This is a genomic window from Verrucomicrobiota bacterium (genome assembly GCA_016871535.1).
Classification (GTDB): Bacteria; Verrucomicrobiota; Verrucomicrobiia; order Limisphaerales; family SIBE01; genus VHCZ01.
Genome location: VHCZ01000146.1, coordinates 1 through 15,867 on the forward strand (window position 1 = coordinate 1; position 15,867 = coordinate 15,867).

The window sequence follows — 15,867 nt, forward strand, 5'->3', positions numbered from 1 at the left end:
CGAATGCGCGAACTCGCTCAAGAAGGTGGGGCGGCGATGCTCCGGCCGAGCCAATGCCATTGAGGAAAAGCTCCGCAGGAGCGCGCTCCACCGTCGTTAACTGAGGGGCGCGTTCCGGCCAAAAAAGCATGGCCATTTCAGTTTTTTGGAGTAACCTGACGCCGAGAATTTCCCAGCGGTCCAGGCGTCGAACGACGCCCGAATGACTCGAAAGAACAACCTTAAACCCGTAATTGTATGCCTGAAAGAATCGGATTCGTCGGAGTAGGCCGGATGGGCGCCAATATGGCGCGCCGGCTCAAAGAGTGTGGATACCCTGTCACGGCGGTTTATGACGTGCGCGCGCAAGCCGCGCAGGAACTGGCTAACGAGATTGGCGCGGAGGCCTGCACAACTTTGGCGCGAGTCACGGAATTGTCCGATGTCGTCATCACGGTAGTCACGGACGACAAGTCCATGCACACGATCTACGCGCCCCCGAAGAAGGCGGACAGTTTGTTGCGCAACGCCGCGGGCCGTCTTTTCATCAATTGCGCCACGATCTCGCCCAAGGTTCACGTCGAAGTCGAAAAGCTGGCGAAAAAGGCGGGCGCGGAAAGTTTGGAAGGTTGCATGGCGTCGAGCATCACCCAGGCGCGGCAAGGGACCCTCTACCTCATGTGCGGAGGCGCAGAGGCGACCTTCAATCGCGCCAAGCCGATACTCGAAAAGTTGAGCGCTTCAATGCGCTACGTCGGGCCGTCCGGAAAAGCCGCGCAGGTCAAGGCGCTCGTGAACATGGTCATGAACATCAACACCGCTTCGCTTGCCGAAGGTCTGGCGCTGGGGGGTGCCCTGAAACTTGATCTGGCCATGCTGCGCGAAGTCTTTTCGCAAACCGGCGCTGCTTCCCGGGTGTTGCAGACCGATGGCGAGGACATGCAAAACCGCGAGCATTCCTGTTTCTTCTCCGCCGCGCACGCGGCGAAAGATTCCGGCATTGCCTTGCAGTTGGCGAAGGAGAAGAAATTGAATCTGCCGTTGGCGGCCGCGACGAAGAGGCAATACGACCGCATGGTGAAGGCAGGTCTGGGCGAACTCGATAAATCCGGGATTGCCGAATTGACCTTCAAAGGCCGCGGTCCAAAAAAGAAGAAGTAGGGCAAAAGCCTTGGATTGGGTGCGGGAGCCGCGCGGTCCTGGAAGCGCAAATTCAAGTCTGAAATCTGAAATCCGAAGGGATGAGCATGATGCACAACGCGGCCCCCATTCGCACGCGAGAAGCCCTGCCTTTCCGCGCGTTCACCCTGATCGAGCTTTTGGTAGTGATCGCCATCATCGCGATTCTGGCATCGCTGCTTCTGCCGGCGCTGGCCAATTCCAAAGAGAAGGCCAGCCGCACCTATTGCATCAACAACAACAAGCAGCTCGGCCTGGCCATCGTGATGTACGCCGACGACAACGAAGACCGGATGCCCTGGCCGAACTGGGCCAACGACTACGGTCCCGGCTGGCTTTACAAACCCGTCGGCGGCCGGGCACCTGACCCGGTGCGGTCCAACGAATGGCCCAACATCGAAGCCGGCCTTTACTGGCCTTATCTGAAGGAGCGCAAGGTGTATAATTGTCCGCTGGACAGAACCAACGATGTTTCCTGGCAGAAGCGCCAGCAACGGCTTTCGAGTTACATCGTGAACGGCGCCGTTTGCGCGTTCGGGCGTTTCGCCAACGGCAAGACCTTCAAGCTCGGCCAGTTCAATCCGGTGGCGTACGCCATGTGGGAGCCGGACATCAAAAACTGGAACGGCGTCTGGGGACCGAATCCCGGCCACGACGCCAGCCAGTATCCGAATGAAAGCGAGGGCGTGGGGCGAAGGCATAAGAAGGGCGCTGTCATCGCGGGTTTCAACGGCCACGTGCATTTCATCAAGTATGAGGATTTTCAGCGAGAACAGAGGTTCAACAAACCGGGCTTGCTCTGGTGCGTGCCGGACACGAAGACCGGGGAGTGACTCCTTTCCAAGGAACGTTGTATGATGCAAAATGCTTCTCCAATCAACCGCAGGCACTTCCTGAAAACTTCCGCGGCTCTCGCGGCGGCATTCACCCTCCCGAAATGGTATCTCGACGAATGCGAGGCCCACGCGGCGACTCCCCAACCGGTCTCGCCGAACGACCAGCCCGCTTTTGCTTTGGTGGGCTGCGGCGGAATGGGACGCGGCGACGCGGTCAGCGCTTCGCGTTTCGGACGGCTGGTGGCCATGTGTGACATCGACGCGGACCGCCTTTCGGGCTTTGCGGCGAAGTATCCCGGGGTCGCGACGTTCACGGATTTCCGGAAGCTGATGGAGCGCGACGACATTCACGCCATTGTGTGCGCGACGGTAGATCACTGGCATGTGCTGGTCTCCATCGCCGCCATGCGCGCGGGCAAAGATGTCTATTGCGAGAAACCGCTCACGCTCACGATTGATGAAGGCAAAAGGCTGGTGAAAGTGGCCCGCGAAACGAAACGCATTCTCCAAACCGGCAGCCAGCAACGGAGCGACCGGAATTTTCGCCTCGCCTGCGAATTGGTCCGGAACGGGCGCATCGGAAGGCTCAAACACATCGACACATTCCTGCCGGCCGGTCTGCGCGAGGGCCCGTTCAGTCCGTCGCCCATTCCGGAAGGACTCGATTGGGATTTCTGGATGGGACCGACTCCGAAGGTCGAGTACGTCAAGCAACGTTGCCATTTCTCGTTCCGGTATTGGTACGATTACTCCGGAGGCACGATGACCGATTGGGGCGCGCATCACAACGACATCGCCCTCTGGGGAGTGGGCCTCGAACGCAGCGGGCCGACGACCATCGAAGGCAAACCGCTGATTGAGATGATCCCGGGCGGCTACACCGCGGCAAGCCAGTTTCAGGTGGAGTACACTTACGCGAACGGAGTGACCCACACCTGCCGCAGCACCACAGATGACAGTCCCACGGGCGGCCAAATCAACAAGGAGGGCCAGCATCATGGAGTGAAGTTCGAGGGCAGCGATGGCTGGATCTGGGTCACGCGGGGAAGTATCCGGGCGAGCCGGCCTGAACTGCTGGAAGAACCGTTGCCCGCGAGCGCCCAACGCCTCGACGTGAGCACCGATCACATGGGCAACTTCTTCGATTGCATCCGCTCGCGGAAACCGACGATCGCCGAGCCGGAAATCGGCCATCGCTCCGCGTCGTTGTGCCATCTGGGAGTCATCGCGACACGGTTGGGCCGCAAATTGAAATGGGATCCGGCAAAGGAAGAATTCGTCGGTGACAAGGAGGCGAACGGCTGGCTCGCGCGAGAAATGCGCAAGCCGTGGAATTACGAAGCGGTGTAATCTGCGCGCTTCACTTGTATGAACACGTCGGTAGGGCTGCGCTGCCGCGCAGCCGATTTTCAGTCGATGCGGCGGCGCAGCAGCGCCGCCCTACCGTTTGCAGAACTAAATCCAACTTCCTATGAGACACTTTAGCGCTTCCTCTTTCTCGTCGATCCTTATCCTGTCGTATTCTCTCATGTTGTGCCCGGTTCAAGCTCAGCCGAACGCCGCCAACTACGACGAAAGCAAGGTTCCCGAGTACGTTTTGCCCGATCCACTTGTCTCGCCGGATGGCAAGAAAGTCACGGCGGCGGAATGGAAGTCGGCGCGGCGCGCGGAAGTTTTGAAGTTGTTCCAGACGCACGTTTACGGACGCAGCCCCGCTCGACCGCGTGAGATGAGTTTCGAAATCACCTCCGTCGAGAAGAACGCGTTGGGCGGAAAAGCGACTCGCAAGGAAGTTTCTGTGTTCTTCACCGGCCAGCGAACCGGGCCGCAGATGAGCATTCTCATTTACCAGCCCAACAGCGCGCCAAACCCCGTGCCCGCGTTCCTCGGACTTAACTTCAACGGCAACCATGCCGTTCACACCGATCCGGGCATAGCCCTTTCGACGCGCTGGATGCGTTCCAGCAAGGAGGGAGGAATTGCGAACAATCGCGCCACGGAAGCGTCGCGCGGCAGCGAGGCTAGCCGTTGGGCTGTGGAGAAAATCCTGGCGCACGGATATGCTCTCGCGACGATTTATTATGGCGACATCGAACCAGACCATGCGGAGGGTTGGAAAACTGGAGTGCGCGCCGTGTTTCGGCCAGAGGGCAGGCTGGAGGGGGAGAGGGATGGAGTGAAGGGGAAGTCTGTGGGGGGATCTCAGAAGCCGGCACACGGCGGACCTGAAAGTCCGGACTCGGATGAATGGGGCGCGATTGGCGCGTGGGCGTGGGGCTTGAGCCGGGCGCTGGATTACCTGGAAACGGACAAAGACATCGATGCGAAGCGCGTGGCGGTGATGGGGCATTCGCGGCTGGGGAAAACGTCGTTGTGGGCAGGCGCTCAGGACGAGCGATTCGCCATTGTGATCTCAAATGATTCAGGCGAAGGCGGGGCGGCGTTGGCGCGCCGGCGTTTTGGGGAGACCACCGAGCGCATCAACACTTCGTTTCCGCACTGGTTTTGCCGCAACTTCAAAAAATACAACGGCCGCGAGGACGATCTGCCCGTCGACCAGCACATGTTGATTGCCCTGATGGCGCCCCGACCGGTTTATGTCGCCAGCGCGCAAGAGGATCTTTGGGCCGATCCGCGCGGGGAATTCCTTTCAGCGAAGGGCGCGGAGCCGGTGTATCGCTTGCTGGGCAAAGAAGGTTTGGGCGTTGACGAAATGCCCGGAATGAACCAGCCGGTCGGTAAGACGATTGGCTATCACATTCGCACCGGCAAACACGACGTGACCGATTACGATTGGGAACAATACCTGAACTTCGCGGATGGGTGTTTCAGGAAGTAGGCACTTCTGCGCTCGCCATTCGCCGCGCTTTGGGTATTTTAACCTGCCGTGAAGTGGTTGCTTGGAAGTCGCAAGAGAAGTTTCGGCGCGGTTGCAGTTGTTTTACTGTGCGTTGGCGAACCCATCATTAGCCTGGAGGCGGCGGATCCCTTCAACTCTGCGCCTACCATCACAACTCAGCCGGCAAACATGGTGGCGCAGGTCGGGGGGAGTGTAGTTTTTACGGTTGGAGCGATCGGAGCTTTTCCTCTGGAGTATCAATGGTTCAAGAACGGCACATCCATCCTCAATGCCTTCAGTTCGTCGCTGTCCCTCGCTAATGTTCAGCCCGCGGACGCCGCGATCTTTCAGGTCCTTGTAAAGAATTCGTTCGGCTCAGTATTGAGCGCCAGCGCGTCCCTGACCGTGTTGACCCCTTTCTTGATCACAAAGGACCCCACGAACCAGGTGGTCAAAGCCGGCGCGGACGCCACCTTCTCGGTTCAAGCCTCCAGCAAGCTGCCGGTGAGTTATCGCTGGTTCAAGGATGGGAACCTGATCCCTGGGTCCGCCACGAACGTCTTGATCCTCAAAAATGTCCAGGATGTGGACGCCGGGTTTTACACGGCTTTGGCGTACGGAACGGAAGGCGTCCTGCGGAGCCAGCCGGCACTCTTGACGATCAACGGCGCGCTCCCGCCGCTGATTACGAAGCACCCCACAAACCAGACTCTTCTGATCGGCAGTGGCGCTGGTTTCTCTGTCCAGGGAACGGGCGGGCTGCCTTTCAGCTACCGCTGGTTCAAGAATGGATTGCTGCTTTCCAACGCGGTCAACTCGAACCTGACGATTGAGGCCGTGCAGGAATCCGATGCTGGAAACTATCACTGCGTCGTGACGAACCGCGCCGGCACCGTCAACAGCGTTTCCGCTTCTTTGGTGGTGCACGTCCCGCCGCGCATCACCGTTCAGCCGACCAACCGGGTCGCCCTTTCTGGAACCATCGTGGCGTTCTCGGCGGAGGCGAAAGGGGTGCCCGCTCCGGCTTATCGCTGGTTCAAGAACGGCACATCCATCCTCAATGCCTTCAGTTCGTCGCTGTCCCTCGCTAATGTTCAGCCCGCGGACAATGGCGAATACTACCTGCTTGCAACAAACCTGGTCGGAACCGCCACCAGCCACGTTGCCCGACTTGTGGTGCAAGTTCCCGCGAAGATCAAGACGCAGCCTGCCGCTCAAACCGTGTTTGTCGGAGACACAGCCCGACTCGCGATCGAAACCGAGGGAGAACTTCCCCTGGCGTTTCAATGGTTCAAAGGAACGAACATGATTCCCGAAGCCACCAACAGCGCTTTGATCCTCACCAATGCCCAGCCTGCCGACGCGGGGAGTTACATCGTCGCGGTGAGCAATGCCTTTGCCCGGGTGGTCAGCGTGCCCGCGGTCCTCACCGTGCGCTTTCCTGTGACCATCGCGCTTCAACCGACAAATCAGGCTGTCATGGTTGGGTCCAATGCGATTTTCAGTGTGGCGGCAACGGCCTTCGACGGCGGGGCGTTGAGCTATCAATGGCTGAAGAATGGCGCTCCAGTCCCAACGGCGAGGGCGGCGGAATTGGGGTTGATACGCGTTCAGGCTTCGGACGCCGGAGAGTACCAGGCGCGGGTATTCGGCACGGCCGGGGCTGCGACAAGTTCCGTGGCGCGGCTGATCGTGAACTTCCCCCCCGTGATTCGCTCTCGACTGGAAAATCAGACGGTTCCCGTCGGCGCGACGGCCCGGTTCTCGGCTGATGTGGCTGGAACTTCGCCTCTCTTTTTCAAATGGTTTAGAAACCAGGCCGTGATCACTAATGCCACGAACGCCGCTCTCGAATTGAAGCTTGCGCACTTCTCGGATCCGTCAGACTTCCGCTATGTCGTTACCAATGTTTTCGGAGCGGCGACGAGCGCGGTGGCTCGCTTGACGGTGAGCGCTCCGCCGGAATTCAAGGTCCAACCTCAGAGCCAGAGCGTCGTTGTAGGCTCATCGGCCAGCTTCCTGATCGAAGCCATGGGCACGCCATCCCTCAGTTATCAATGGTTCAAGAACGACGAGCCTGTGCCCGGCGCGACAAGCTGGCTCCTGGTCTTGCGTAACTTGCAGCCGTCCGATGCGGGGGTCTATCGCGTCGTCGTGCGCAACTCGTTCGGGCACGCGGAAAGCGCTGCCGCCAGACTGACCGTGGGTCTGGGCGCTGTGATCACTGCTCAACCCGTCAGCCGCGCCTTTCGCCTGGGCGATTCCGTGACATTCGGCATCTCTGTCGCGGACGCAAGCACGCCGCCGCTGAGTTTCCAATGGTTCAAAGACGGCCAGAGCATCGTGGGCGCCACGAATGCGACGTTCAGCTTGAGTGCCGTCAAAGCTGCCGACACCGGAAAATATGCGGTCGTCGTGACCAATCCATTTGGTACGGCGCGGAGTGTCGATGCGGTGCTGTCCCTGCGTTCGGTCTTTCCGGGCAAGGGCGATTTCGACCGAGACGGCTTCGCGGACATTCTGTTTCAAGACCAGAATGGCACCCTGGCCTCCTGGCACATGCAGGGCGCGGACCTGATTTCCGCGGCGCTTCTCGATTCCCAGGCCCGGCCCGCACCGGGCTGGAGGATCGCAGGCACCGGTGATTTCGATCAGGATGAAAAGGAGGACCTGGTCCTCCAACACCGCGATGGAGCCCTGGCCGCCTGGTTCCTGAATGGCCGGCAATTGATTTCAGGCGCCCTGATCAATGTCGATCTGGCCGAAGCCGGCGAGTGGAGGGTGGTCGGCGCCGCTGATTTCAACCACGACGAAAAGCCGGATCTCCTGGTCCAGGACCGCAACGGGAGACTGGTCGCGTGGATGGTGGACCATGTCCGCGTGGTTTCCACCGCGCTCCTCAATCTTGGAAATCCGATCGACCTGGCGTGGGAGGTGGTTGGAGCGGACGATTTCAACGAGGACGGAAGACCCGATGTCGTGTTTCAGCACCGCAACGGGACGCTGGCGCTTTGGCGCCTCGACGGTTTCGCCGCCGCCTCGGCAGCCTTGTTCAGCCCAAGCCATCCGGGCGATACGGATTGGCGCGTCGTCGGTGTCACAGATCGGAATGGGGACCGCAAGCCGGACCTGCTATTCCAGCATCAAAAAGACGGGACCCTGGCGCTGTGGCTCCTGGACGGCATCCGGCTGAACCAGCCGCGACTGCTCAATCCGTCGAATCCGGGAGGCACCTGGCGCGTGGTTGCGCCGTGAGATTCAGTGGGATCACTTCCGTTCATTCGTTCACGTGCACGACCTTCGCGGGTGGAAAGCCGTTGAACCACGTCGCGGAAGCGTTGCTGTAAGCGCCGATGTTCTTCGAATAGACGAGATCCTCGATTTCCAGGTCCGGCAATTCTTCCGACTGCGAGATCGTGTCCAGTCCGTCGCAAGTCTGGCCGAAGACCGCGCAAATCTCCGTTTTGCCCTTCTTGAACGCTTTCAAGTGGTACTGGCAATGGTCGAAGATGATTCCGGAGAACGTGTGATACACGCTGTCGTCGATGAAATAGCACGGTTTGCCGTCGCGCACCGCCTTGCCAATGATGCGCGCGATGGAAGTGGCCGCAGTGGCCACGAGAAAGCGGCCCGGCTCCGCGAGAATCTGCATGTCCTCCGGGAAAAGCCGGTCGATCTCGGCGTTGATCTTCCGGGCCAGCGCACTGAACGGCTTGACGTGTTTGTTGTAATGCGCGGGAAAACCGCCGCCAATGTCGAGAATTTTGATTTCGTGGCCGCGCGACTTGGCTTCCTTCAACACCGCCCCCGCCATGTTGAGCGCCTGGACGAAATTCTCGAAGTTCGTGCACTGGCTGCCCACGTGAAAGCTCACGCCTTCGACGACCAATCCCATGCCGAAGGCCGCCTGGATCAAATCCACCGCTTCGCCGGGATCGCAGCCGAACTTCGAGGAAAGCTCGACCATTGACCCAGTATTCGGCACGCGCAGACGCAGCACCACGCCAGCGTGCGGCGCGTACTGCTTGATTTTTTTTAGCTCGTTCAGGTTGTCGTAAGTGACGAGCGGCTTGTATTGATCGAGCGCCTGGAGCGTTTCCTTTGGCTTGGTCGGGTTGGCGTAGATGATCTTGTCCCAGATGAAATCCTGCTGCTCCTTCGCCGGGAGGTGTTTGATGTTTTCATAAACGAGCATGAATTCTGGGAGCGAGGCGACGTCGAAGCTCGCGCCGGCTCGATAGAGCGTGCGGACAATCTCCGGCGCCGGATTGGCTTTGACGGCGTAATAACCCTGGACCTTGGGCAAATGCTTTTTGAACTCAGCGTAATTGCGCCGGATGATGTCGTGATCGATCACCACCAGCGGTGTGCCGTGCTGGCTGGCGAGCGCTTGGAGCTGTTTCTGGGTCATGTTTGTTCCCATTCTTCGCGGGAAATCCCGGTTTCCTTACTGCTTGGTCCGCGGGATGGACGACAAAGCTCGAAGCGCAGAGTTGCACTCTGCCGTATCGCAGAATTGTATTCTGCGGGGCGTCTCCCAGTCCGAGCACGCTGGGAGTTGCCGGCGCCCTGCCGATTGGAAATCGGCGATACCGCAGATTGAAAATCTGCGCTACGGTTCTCCGGTCGATCTGTCGTCAATCCCACGGTCTGCACAGTAAGGATGCGGCTGGCGAGCGACCAATCGATATCTCCGCGGTGAGGATTGGGAATTGGCACGGTGAGTTCTCCCTTGCGCATCACCATATGACGCCGACCGGGCTCTGGTCCGCTCCAGCCCAGGCGGCGCATCCGGCGGATGCATTCACGCCGCTCAATCGGCTTCGGCATAGTCCGGTTGCAGATTGATGTCCACTCCGTCAATCACACCGAACCGGTCACCATGCCGGAGCTTGATCATAATCCAGTCCTCCAAGCTGCTCTGCAACTCCTCCCGGCACTCCTCCAGGGTTGGACCTTCCGCCCAAAGTCCCGGACATTCGGGAATCCGCGCGAAGAAACGGCGGTTCTCCATCAGCTCGCACTTCGCATGACGCATGGCCGCCTGGATGTATTGTGTCAGCATATGGCTTGATCAACAACTTGAAGGATAGCCGGGCTCGTGGAGGACGCCAGATGGATTTCAGTCCAAGGCTGGTTCTGCACCGTCGATCATTTTCACTTTGTTGTGGGCGAAATACTCTTTCGTGAGCGCCTTCATCATGCGCGGGCGTTGGTCGTAAAGCCGTTTCAGCTTGCGCGGCTTGTGTTTCGCCAACGCGTAATGCGTGAAGATCGGCATGGCGATGGTGGTGTCGGTGTAACACACGACGGCATCGGGCAATTTGGTGGGATCAACCTTGCCCCAACTGACGGCTTCGCTCGGCGTCGCGCCGGAGAGGCCGCCGGTGTCGGGCCGGGCGTCGGTCACCTGGATGAAGAAGTCCTGGCCGTATTCTTTGATCCGCAGCACTTCCTGGATTTGCGGCTCGGTTTGGAGCATGAAATTCTTCGGGCTGCCGCCGCCCCACAGCACGACGCCGCTCCGGCCCCCCGCACGCTTGGCGGCAAGCACGAACGCCGTGGTTTCATTGACGTCGATGGACGGATTGATGCGGAGTTTGCTGCCGCGGATCTCAACACCGGCCACGTTCATGCCGATGGTTGAGTCTCCCGGTGACGAGGTGTAGCAAGGCACGCCGGCGCGATAAGCCGCCGCCGTGACGGACACGTCTTTCAGCCGGTTCTTGCGTTCCCATTCGGCGGCGTAGCGACCGATCAAGTGGTGCAACTCGGCCGTACCCATTTCTTTCTGGAATTCTGGCTGACAGAAGATCTCGCGCAGCAAATCGTCCGTCGCCATCAACCCATCGGAGTAAGGAATGACCACGTCGTAGATGCGGACCAGATCATTGTCGCGCAGGTCGGTGTCATCAAATTTGAAACTGCCGCTGTGCACCGGGTAATTCAGCGCGAAGTGCAGGTCGTGGTAAAGATTCGCGCCGGTCGAAACGATCCAATCCACGAAGCCGGCCTTGATCAACGGGATGATGGACGAACAGCCGAGGCCCGCCGGCGTGAGCGCGCCGGAAATGCTCATGCCGATGGTCACGTCGGGCGCGAGCATGCGGTCGGTGAAAAGCTGGCACGCTTCCCGGAGCCGGGCGGAATTGTAGGCGAGAAAAACTTCATCGACGAGGTACGTGAGCTTTTCCTTGCCGGTCAGGTTCTTCGGCATAATGCGCTTGCCCGACATGTATTTCTTTTTGTGCGGGCAATGCTTTTCTTTTAGCCAATCCGGCATTTCGGAAACGTCTTCGCGAGAGCGGACGTTCGTTCGTTCGGTTCGAGCCATAGGTCAGATAAAATCTTGTTGGCGCTCACGATACGAATGGATCGCGGCTTGCCAATCTCGAAATGGAAGATTCTCGCGGTGGCGTCCCTCCGTGAAACGGGGCGAGTGTCCGAGGCGGCGCCAATCGCCATTGCAATCACGCGTATCCATCGGTGAAGGTAGTTAAGGTGGGGCGAAGCTCCCGCTGAGCCAATGCCATCGAAGAACAGCTCCGCAGGAGCGTCGCTCCACCGTCGTTAACTGATGAGGGGTTACAATCGCGCTGCCTTTGCGGTTGTTTTCCAGAATCCTGCTCGTTAGTTTCCGCTGCATGACATGGCCGGCAACTTTTCGAGTTCGGGGATGGATACTGCTCTTCATGGTTCTCGCGATTCCTCTGCCTGCTCAGGCGGCTGCGGCTCTCCAGGAGCGCGCGGATCAATTCTTGATTCTCGTGAACGCGGGCTATCAAGCGCTCTATCGGGTCAACAGCGAAGCGCAATGGGCCGCCGCCACGGACGTCACGCCGGCGCATGATGCGGCTTCCGAGGCGGCCGGCAAATCGTTGGCCGCGTTTAACGGCAATCCGGCGGTGATTCGCGAAGCGAAGATGCTGCTCGAACACCGAAGCGAGCTTCGCCCGATCACGGTTCGCCAGTTGGAACGCGTCCTGTTGAACGCCGCGGAAGGGCCGATGACCAATCCCGAACTGGTCAGCGCCCGGATCGCCGCCGAAACGAAGCAGGCCTCCGTCCTCAATTCGTTCACTTTTCGCCTGGACGGAAAACCGATCACGGCCAACGAAATCGACAACCTCCTGCAATCCTCCACGAATCTGGCCGGGCGCCGCGCCGTGTGGGAAGCATCCAAGCAGTCCGGGCCGGCGTTGAAACCGGGCTTGATCAAGTTGCGCGACCTGCGCAACGGCGTGGCACGCGAGTTGGGTCATCAGGATTATTTTGCCCTCCAAGTCGCTGGATACGGAATGACCACCGAGGAGATAGTCAACCTTCAGCAAAGTTTCATGCGCGACTTGAAGCCGCTGTATCTGCAACTGCACACCTGGGTGAAGCACAAGCTCGCGCGGAAGTACGGCCAGCCCGTGCCGAAACGCATTCCCGCCCATTGGCTCAACAATCGCTGGAGCCAGAATTGGGTCGGCATTGTTGAGGGCGCCAACCTCGATCCGTATTTCAAAGACCGAACCGCGGAGTGGATCGTGAAGACCGCCGAGCAGTTCTACGTCGGCCTGGGCTTTTTACCGTTGCCAGCGAGCTTCTGGAGGGCGTCCGACCTTTATCCGGTCCCGGCGGGCGGCTCGCGAAAGAAAAACACTCACGCTTCCTGCTGGCACCTGGATTTGGACAAAGACATTCGATCGCTCATGAGCGTGGAGCCCAACACGCAATGGTTCGAGACCACGCACCACGAATTGGGGCACGGCTATTATTTCATGAGTTACACGCGGCCCGAAGTTCCTCCCTTGCTCCGGTTGGGGGCGAATCCCGCGTTCCATGAAGGGATGGGCGAGTTGATCTCGCTGGCGTCGGGGGCGGCGCCGTACTTGCAGTCGGTGGGTATTTTGCCGGCGGATTACAGAGTCGATCAAACGGCGTTTCTGTTGAACGATGCGCTGGCCAACTCGGTTCCGTTCATCTTCTGGAGTTCAGGAACGATGACGCATTGGGAAGCGGACATCTACGCGCGCAACCTGACTCCAGACCAGTGGAACGCGCGCTGGTGGGAATACGTCCGGGAATTCCAGGGCGTCGAACCGCCGTCGGAACGGGGCGAGGAATTTTGCGACGCGGCGACCAAGACGCACATCAACGACACGCCGGCTTATTATTACTCTTACGCCGTGGCCACGGTGCTGAAGTTCCAGTTCCACGATTACATCGCGCGGAAAATTCTCCGCCAACCTCCGCAATCCTGCAATTACGCGAACAACAAAGCGGTGGGCGAGTTCCTGCGCAACATCATGGAGAAAGGTGGAACGGAAGATTGGCGGAAGGTTCTGCGCGAAGCAACCGGCGAAGATCTATCGACGCGTCCGATGGTAGACTACTTCAAACCGCTGCTGGCCTGGCTACAGGAGCAGAACAAAGGCCGGGCGATTGGATGGGATGACTGATTGCGGATTGCAGATTCCTTATCGCCTCGTCGGTTCCAACGCCGGATCACGGACCACGGACCACCGACCACTGACAACTCACTCATGGCTGCTCGTAGAGCACCACCAGGAAAATGTCCGATGGCGGGTGCGGGCCCTTGGAAATCGCGAACGCGCCTTCGTCCGGCGGCGGACTTTGCGGGGCGATGTTGCCAAACATATTGACGACGCGAACCTTGGATTCGGCCAGCCAGGCGTTCACCTGTTTCTCCAACTGGCCAACGTCCGTTTCAAGCGCCTTGAAGATTTTGATTTGATGCACGATTTGATCCTCGAATGAGCTGCAATCAATATCCCGAGACTACCGCCGCCAGCGCGGTTTCAGTTTCAAGTCGCACTCTAGTCAGCGCGCTATCGCCGGGCAAGAGTTTTGCCGCAGCGATGCTCGTTTTGCGACTTTGGGAACGCCGGCGTCCCCGCGGGCATGTCGGATTGCTGAAAGATAACGGGAATTCGCCAACAAGGATGTCGGCGCTCCCGACAAAACAAGCATTGCTGGTTCTGCCGGGTGACGTTGCATGACTTGTTCGATCATCATTCCGGTCTTTAACCAACTCCCCTTCACGGAGGCTTGCCTGAGCGCTGTGTTCCGCACGCTCCCGGCCAACGTCGGCGTGGAGGTGATTGTGGTGGACAACGGATCGACGGACGGGACCGCGGAGTTCCTTCAACGAGCCGCGGCGGAGAACGGCTTGTTGCGAATCAGGTCCGTGGGATGCAATGCCGGATTCTCCAAGGCCTGCAACCTCGGCGCCGAGGCGGCGCGCGGAGATTACTTGTTGTTTCTGAACAACGACACCATTCCGCTTCAAGGCTGGCTCACGCATCTGCTCATCACCGCGGCTTCGGCTGATGTCGGAGTGGTCGGCCCCAAGCTGGTGTATCCTCAAAGCAACACGATCAACCACGCGGGCTACGTGTACAACGCAGACCTCCACGCGTTTTATCCGATCTACCACCGCGAGCCGGCGGACTTCCACGGCGTCACGAAAGAACGCCATTTCCAGGCGGTGCTGGGAGCGTGTCTGCTCGTGAAGCGCGGCGCGTTTGTGGCCGCCGGGAAGTTTGTGCATTACGGGTTGGAGGACGTAGATTTGTGTCTCAAGATTTGCCAGCGAGGATTGCGCGTTGTCTATAATCCGCTCAGTGTCGTGCTGCACCACGGCTCGGTGACGCTGTCGCAGAGTCCACCGGGGACCATTCCGCTGGCGGATACGCGCGGGTTTGAGGAACGCTGGCCCCGGCATCTGTTGGAGTCCGATGACGAACGGTTCTATCGCGAGGATGGTTTTTCGGTCCGGAGCATGCGGGACGGCCAGGTTGAACTGGACGAGAACATCACCGAATCCGACCGCCTGGTGCATCAAGCCCTGGCGCCTGGCTCGCTGTCGCCGGCCTCGCCAAACGAGAATGCCTTGCGGAAGGCGCTCGAACTTTACCCGCACAATGTTCGCGCTCTGCACGCGCTCATGACTCTGCACCGGCGGCGGGGCGACTGCGAAGAGGCGCTGCGCTGCGCCGAGATCTTGCGTCGCGTGGAACCGGGAAACCTGGAGCGCCACCTGACCGCGGTTGAACTGGCTTTCCTTTCAGGCTTGCGCGAGCGCGCGGCGCAAATCCTGGAATACGTCGGTCGCTTCCCCCATTTGCCTCAGGCCATTTCCGAACGGGTCGGCTTACTCCGGGGGAAAATCACAGAGCTCCAGCAACTAAAAGTTGGAAACCACAGATGAACGCAGATAGACAAGATAAGAGAGCCGCAAAGCTCGCGAAACTTCACACGGCCCGTGAACCGATCGCCGGTAGGGCGAGTCCGTCCTGGCGAGCCGCTCGCCGTGTTTGGAACACGTCCGGACCGGCTCGCTGGGGACAGGCTCGCCCTACCGTCAAGCCTGCTTGATTTTAGGACCATGCACACGGCCCGTGAACCGATCGCCGGTAGGGCGAGTCCGTCCTGGCGAGCCGCTCGCCGTGTTTGGAACACGTCCGGACCGGCTCGCTGGGGACAGGCTCGCCCTACCGTCAAGCCTGCTTGATTTTAGGACCATGCACACGGCCCGTGAACCGATCGCCGGTAGGGCGAGTCCGTCCTGGCGAGCCGCTCGCCGTGTTTGGAACACGTCCGGACCGGCTCGCTGGAGACAGGCTCGCCCTACCGTCAAGCCTGCTTGATTTTAAGAACCATGCACACGGCCCGTGAACCGATCGCCGGTAGGGCGAGTCCGTCCTGGCGAGCCGCTCGCCGTGTTTGGAACACGTCCGGACCGGCTCGCTGGAGACAGGCTCGCCCTACCGTCAAGCCTGCTTGATTTTAGAACCATGCACACGGCCCGTGAACCGATCGCCGGTAGGGCGAGTCCGTCCTGGCGAGCCGCTTGCCGTGTTTGGAACACGTCCGGACCGGCTCGCTGGGGACAGGCTCGCCCTACCGTCAAGCCTGCTTGATTTTAGGACCATGCACACGGCCCGTGAACCGATCGCCGGTAGGGCGAGTCCGTCCTGGCGAGCCGCTCGCCGTGTTTGGAACACGTCCGGACCGGCTCGCTGG

The 15,867-nt window shown here is 59.7% G+C and carries 12 protein-coding genes; 7 read left to right on the forward strand and 5 right to left on the reverse strand.

Annotated elements, in window-relative coordinates; all coding sequences use genetic code 11:
• Window positions 1–237 precede the first annotated feature (237 nt).
• The 5 genes from FJ398_17615 (at window position 238) to FJ398_17635 (ending at window position 8,088) form a co-directional block, all read left to right on the forward strand.
• A complete protein-coding gene (locus FJ398_17615; protein MBM3839748.1) occupies window positions 238–1,140 on the forward strand; it encodes an NAD(P)-dependent oxidoreductase in 903 nt (300 codons plus the stop codon).
• Window positions 1,141–1,220: 80 nt separating this feature from the next.
• Window positions 1,221–1,991, forward strand: a complete 771-nt coding sequence (locus FJ398_17620; protein ID MBM3839749.1) for a DUF1559 domain-containing protein — start codon at window positions 1,221–1,223, stop codon at window positions 1,989–1,991.
• Between the two features lie 21 nt (window positions 1,992–2,012).
• On the forward strand, window positions 2,013–3,344 hold the full coding sequence (locus tag FJ398_17625) for a twin-arginine translocation signal domain-containing protein (GenBank protein ID MBM3839750.1): 1,332 nt from the start codon (window positions 2,013–2,015) through the stop codon (window positions 3,342–3,344).
• 121 nt (window positions 3,345–3,465) lie between these two features.
• Window positions 3,466–4,833 carry an acetylxylan esterase gene (locus FJ398_17630; protein MBM3839751.1) on the forward strand — a complete coding sequence of 456 codons (1,368 nt, stop codon included), beginning with the start codon at window positions 3,466–3,468 and terminating at the stop codon, window positions 4,831–4,833.
• Between the two features lie 48 nt (window positions 4,834–4,881).
• Window positions 4,882–8,088 (forward strand): hypothetical protein, encoded by a 3,207-nt coding sequence (locus tag FJ398_17635; protein MBM3839752.1) that lies wholly within the window; start codon window positions 4,882–4,884, stop codon window positions 8,086–8,088.
• 22 nt (window positions 8,089–8,110) lie between these two features.
• Here the strand turns inward: FJ398_17635 and FJ398_17640 are convergent, their stop codons facing one another.
• The 4 genes from FJ398_17640 to FJ398_17655 are packed head-to-tail and all read right to left on the reverse strand — an operon-like array spanning window position 8,111 to window position 11,068.
• Window positions 8,111–9,244: a type III PLP-dependent enzyme gene (locus tag FJ398_17640; protein MBM3839753.1), complete on the reverse strand. Its 1,134-nt coding sequence runs from the start codon at window positions 9,242–9,244 to the stop codon at window positions 8,111–8,113.
• Window positions 9,241–9,663 (reverse strand): hypothetical protein, encoded by a 423-nt coding sequence (locus tag FJ398_17645; GenBank protein ID MBM3839754.1) that lies wholly within the window; start codon window positions 9,661–9,663, stop codon window positions 9,241–9,243. The genes FJ398_17640 and FJ398_17645 overlap by 4 nt, the downstream gene beginning before the upstream one ends.
• The gene (locus tag FJ398_17650) at window positions 9,647–9,898 is read right to left on the reverse strand and encodes a type II toxin-antitoxin system HicB family antitoxin (protein MBM3839755.1); all 252 of its coding nucleotides are present in this window, start codon (window positions 9,896–9,898) and stop codon (window positions 9,647–9,649) included. Before FJ398_17650 ends, FJ398_17645 begins: the two co-directional genes overlap by 17 nt.
• Window positions 9,899–9,955: 57 nt before the next feature.
• Window positions 9,956–11,068, reverse strand: a complete 1,113-nt coding sequence (locus FJ398_17655) for a deoxyhypusine synthase (protein MBM3839756.1) — start codon at window positions 11,066–11,068, stop codon at window positions 9,956–9,958.
• Window positions 11,069–11,477: 409 nt separating this feature from the next.
• Here FJ398_17655 and FJ398_17660 point away from each other — a divergent pair, with 409 nt between their 5' ends.
• On the forward strand, window positions 11,478–13,280 hold the full coding sequence (locus FJ398_17660) for a M2 family metallopeptidase (GenBank protein ID MBM3839757.1): 1,803 nt from the start codon (window positions 11,478–11,480) through the stop codon (window positions 13,278–13,280).
• An 82-nt stretch (window positions 13,281–13,362) separates the two neighbouring features.
• Here FJ398_17660 and FJ398_17665 read toward each other — a convergent pair whose 3' ends face one another.
• Window positions 13,363–13,581, reverse strand: a complete 219-nt coding sequence (locus FJ398_17665) for a hypothetical protein (protein MBM3839758.1) — start codon at window positions 13,579–13,581, stop codon at window positions 13,363–13,365.
• A gap of 256 nt (window positions 13,582–13,837) precedes the next feature.
• Here FJ398_17665 and FJ398_17670 point away from each other — a divergent pair, with 256 nt between their 5' ends.
• Window positions 13,838–15,052, forward strand: a complete 1,215-nt coding sequence (locus tag FJ398_17670) for a glycosyltransferase (protein MBM3839759.1) — start codon at window positions 13,838–13,840, stop codon at window positions 15,050–15,052.
• Window positions 15,053–15,867 lie beyond the last annotated feature (815 nt).

What these genes read in the sequence shown, in the direction of transcription:
- FJ398_17660 (MBM3839757.1), top strand. Translation starts at nt 11,478, where the DNA reads ATGACATGGCCGGCAACTTTTCGAGTTCGGGGATGGATACTGCTCTTC.
- FJ398_17655 (MBM3839756.1), bottom strand. Translation starts at nt 11,068, where the DNA reads ATGTCGGGCAAGCGCATTATGCCGAAGAACCTGACCGGCAAGGAAAAG.
- FJ398_17615 (MBM3839748.1), top strand. Translation starts at nt 238, where the DNA reads ATGCCTGAAAGAATCGGATTCGTCGGAGTAGGCCGGATGGGCGCCAAT.
- FJ398_17645 (MBM3839754.1), bottom strand. Translation starts at nt 9,663, where the DNA reads ATGCCGAAGCCGATTGAGCGGCGTGAATGCATCCGCCGGATGCGCCGC.
- FJ398_17670 (MBM3839759.1), top strand. Translation starts at nt 13,838, where the DNA reads ATGACTTGTTCGATCATCATTCCGGTCTTTAACCAACTCCCCTTCACG.
- FJ398_17625 (MBM3839750.1), top strand. Translation starts at nt 2,013, where the DNA reads ATGATGCAAAATGCTTCTCCAATCAACCGCAGGCACTTCCTGAAAACT.
- FJ398_17630 (MBM3839751.1), top strand. Translation starts at nt 3,466, where the DNA reads ATGAGACACTTTAGCGCTTCCTCTTTCTCGTCGATCCTTATCCTGTCG.
- FJ398_17620 (MBM3839749.1), top strand. Translation starts at nt 1,221, where the DNA reads ATGAGCATGATGCACAACGCGGCCCCCATTCGCACGCGAGAAGCCCTG.
- FJ398_17640 (MBM3839753.1), bottom strand. Translation starts at nt 9,244, where the DNA reads ATGACCCAGAAACAGCTCCAAGCGCTCGCCAGCCAGCACGGCACACCG.
- FJ398_17650 (MBM3839755.1), bottom strand. Translation starts at nt 9,898, where the DNA reads ATGCTGACACAATACATCCAGGCGGCCATGCGTCATGCGAAGTGCGAG.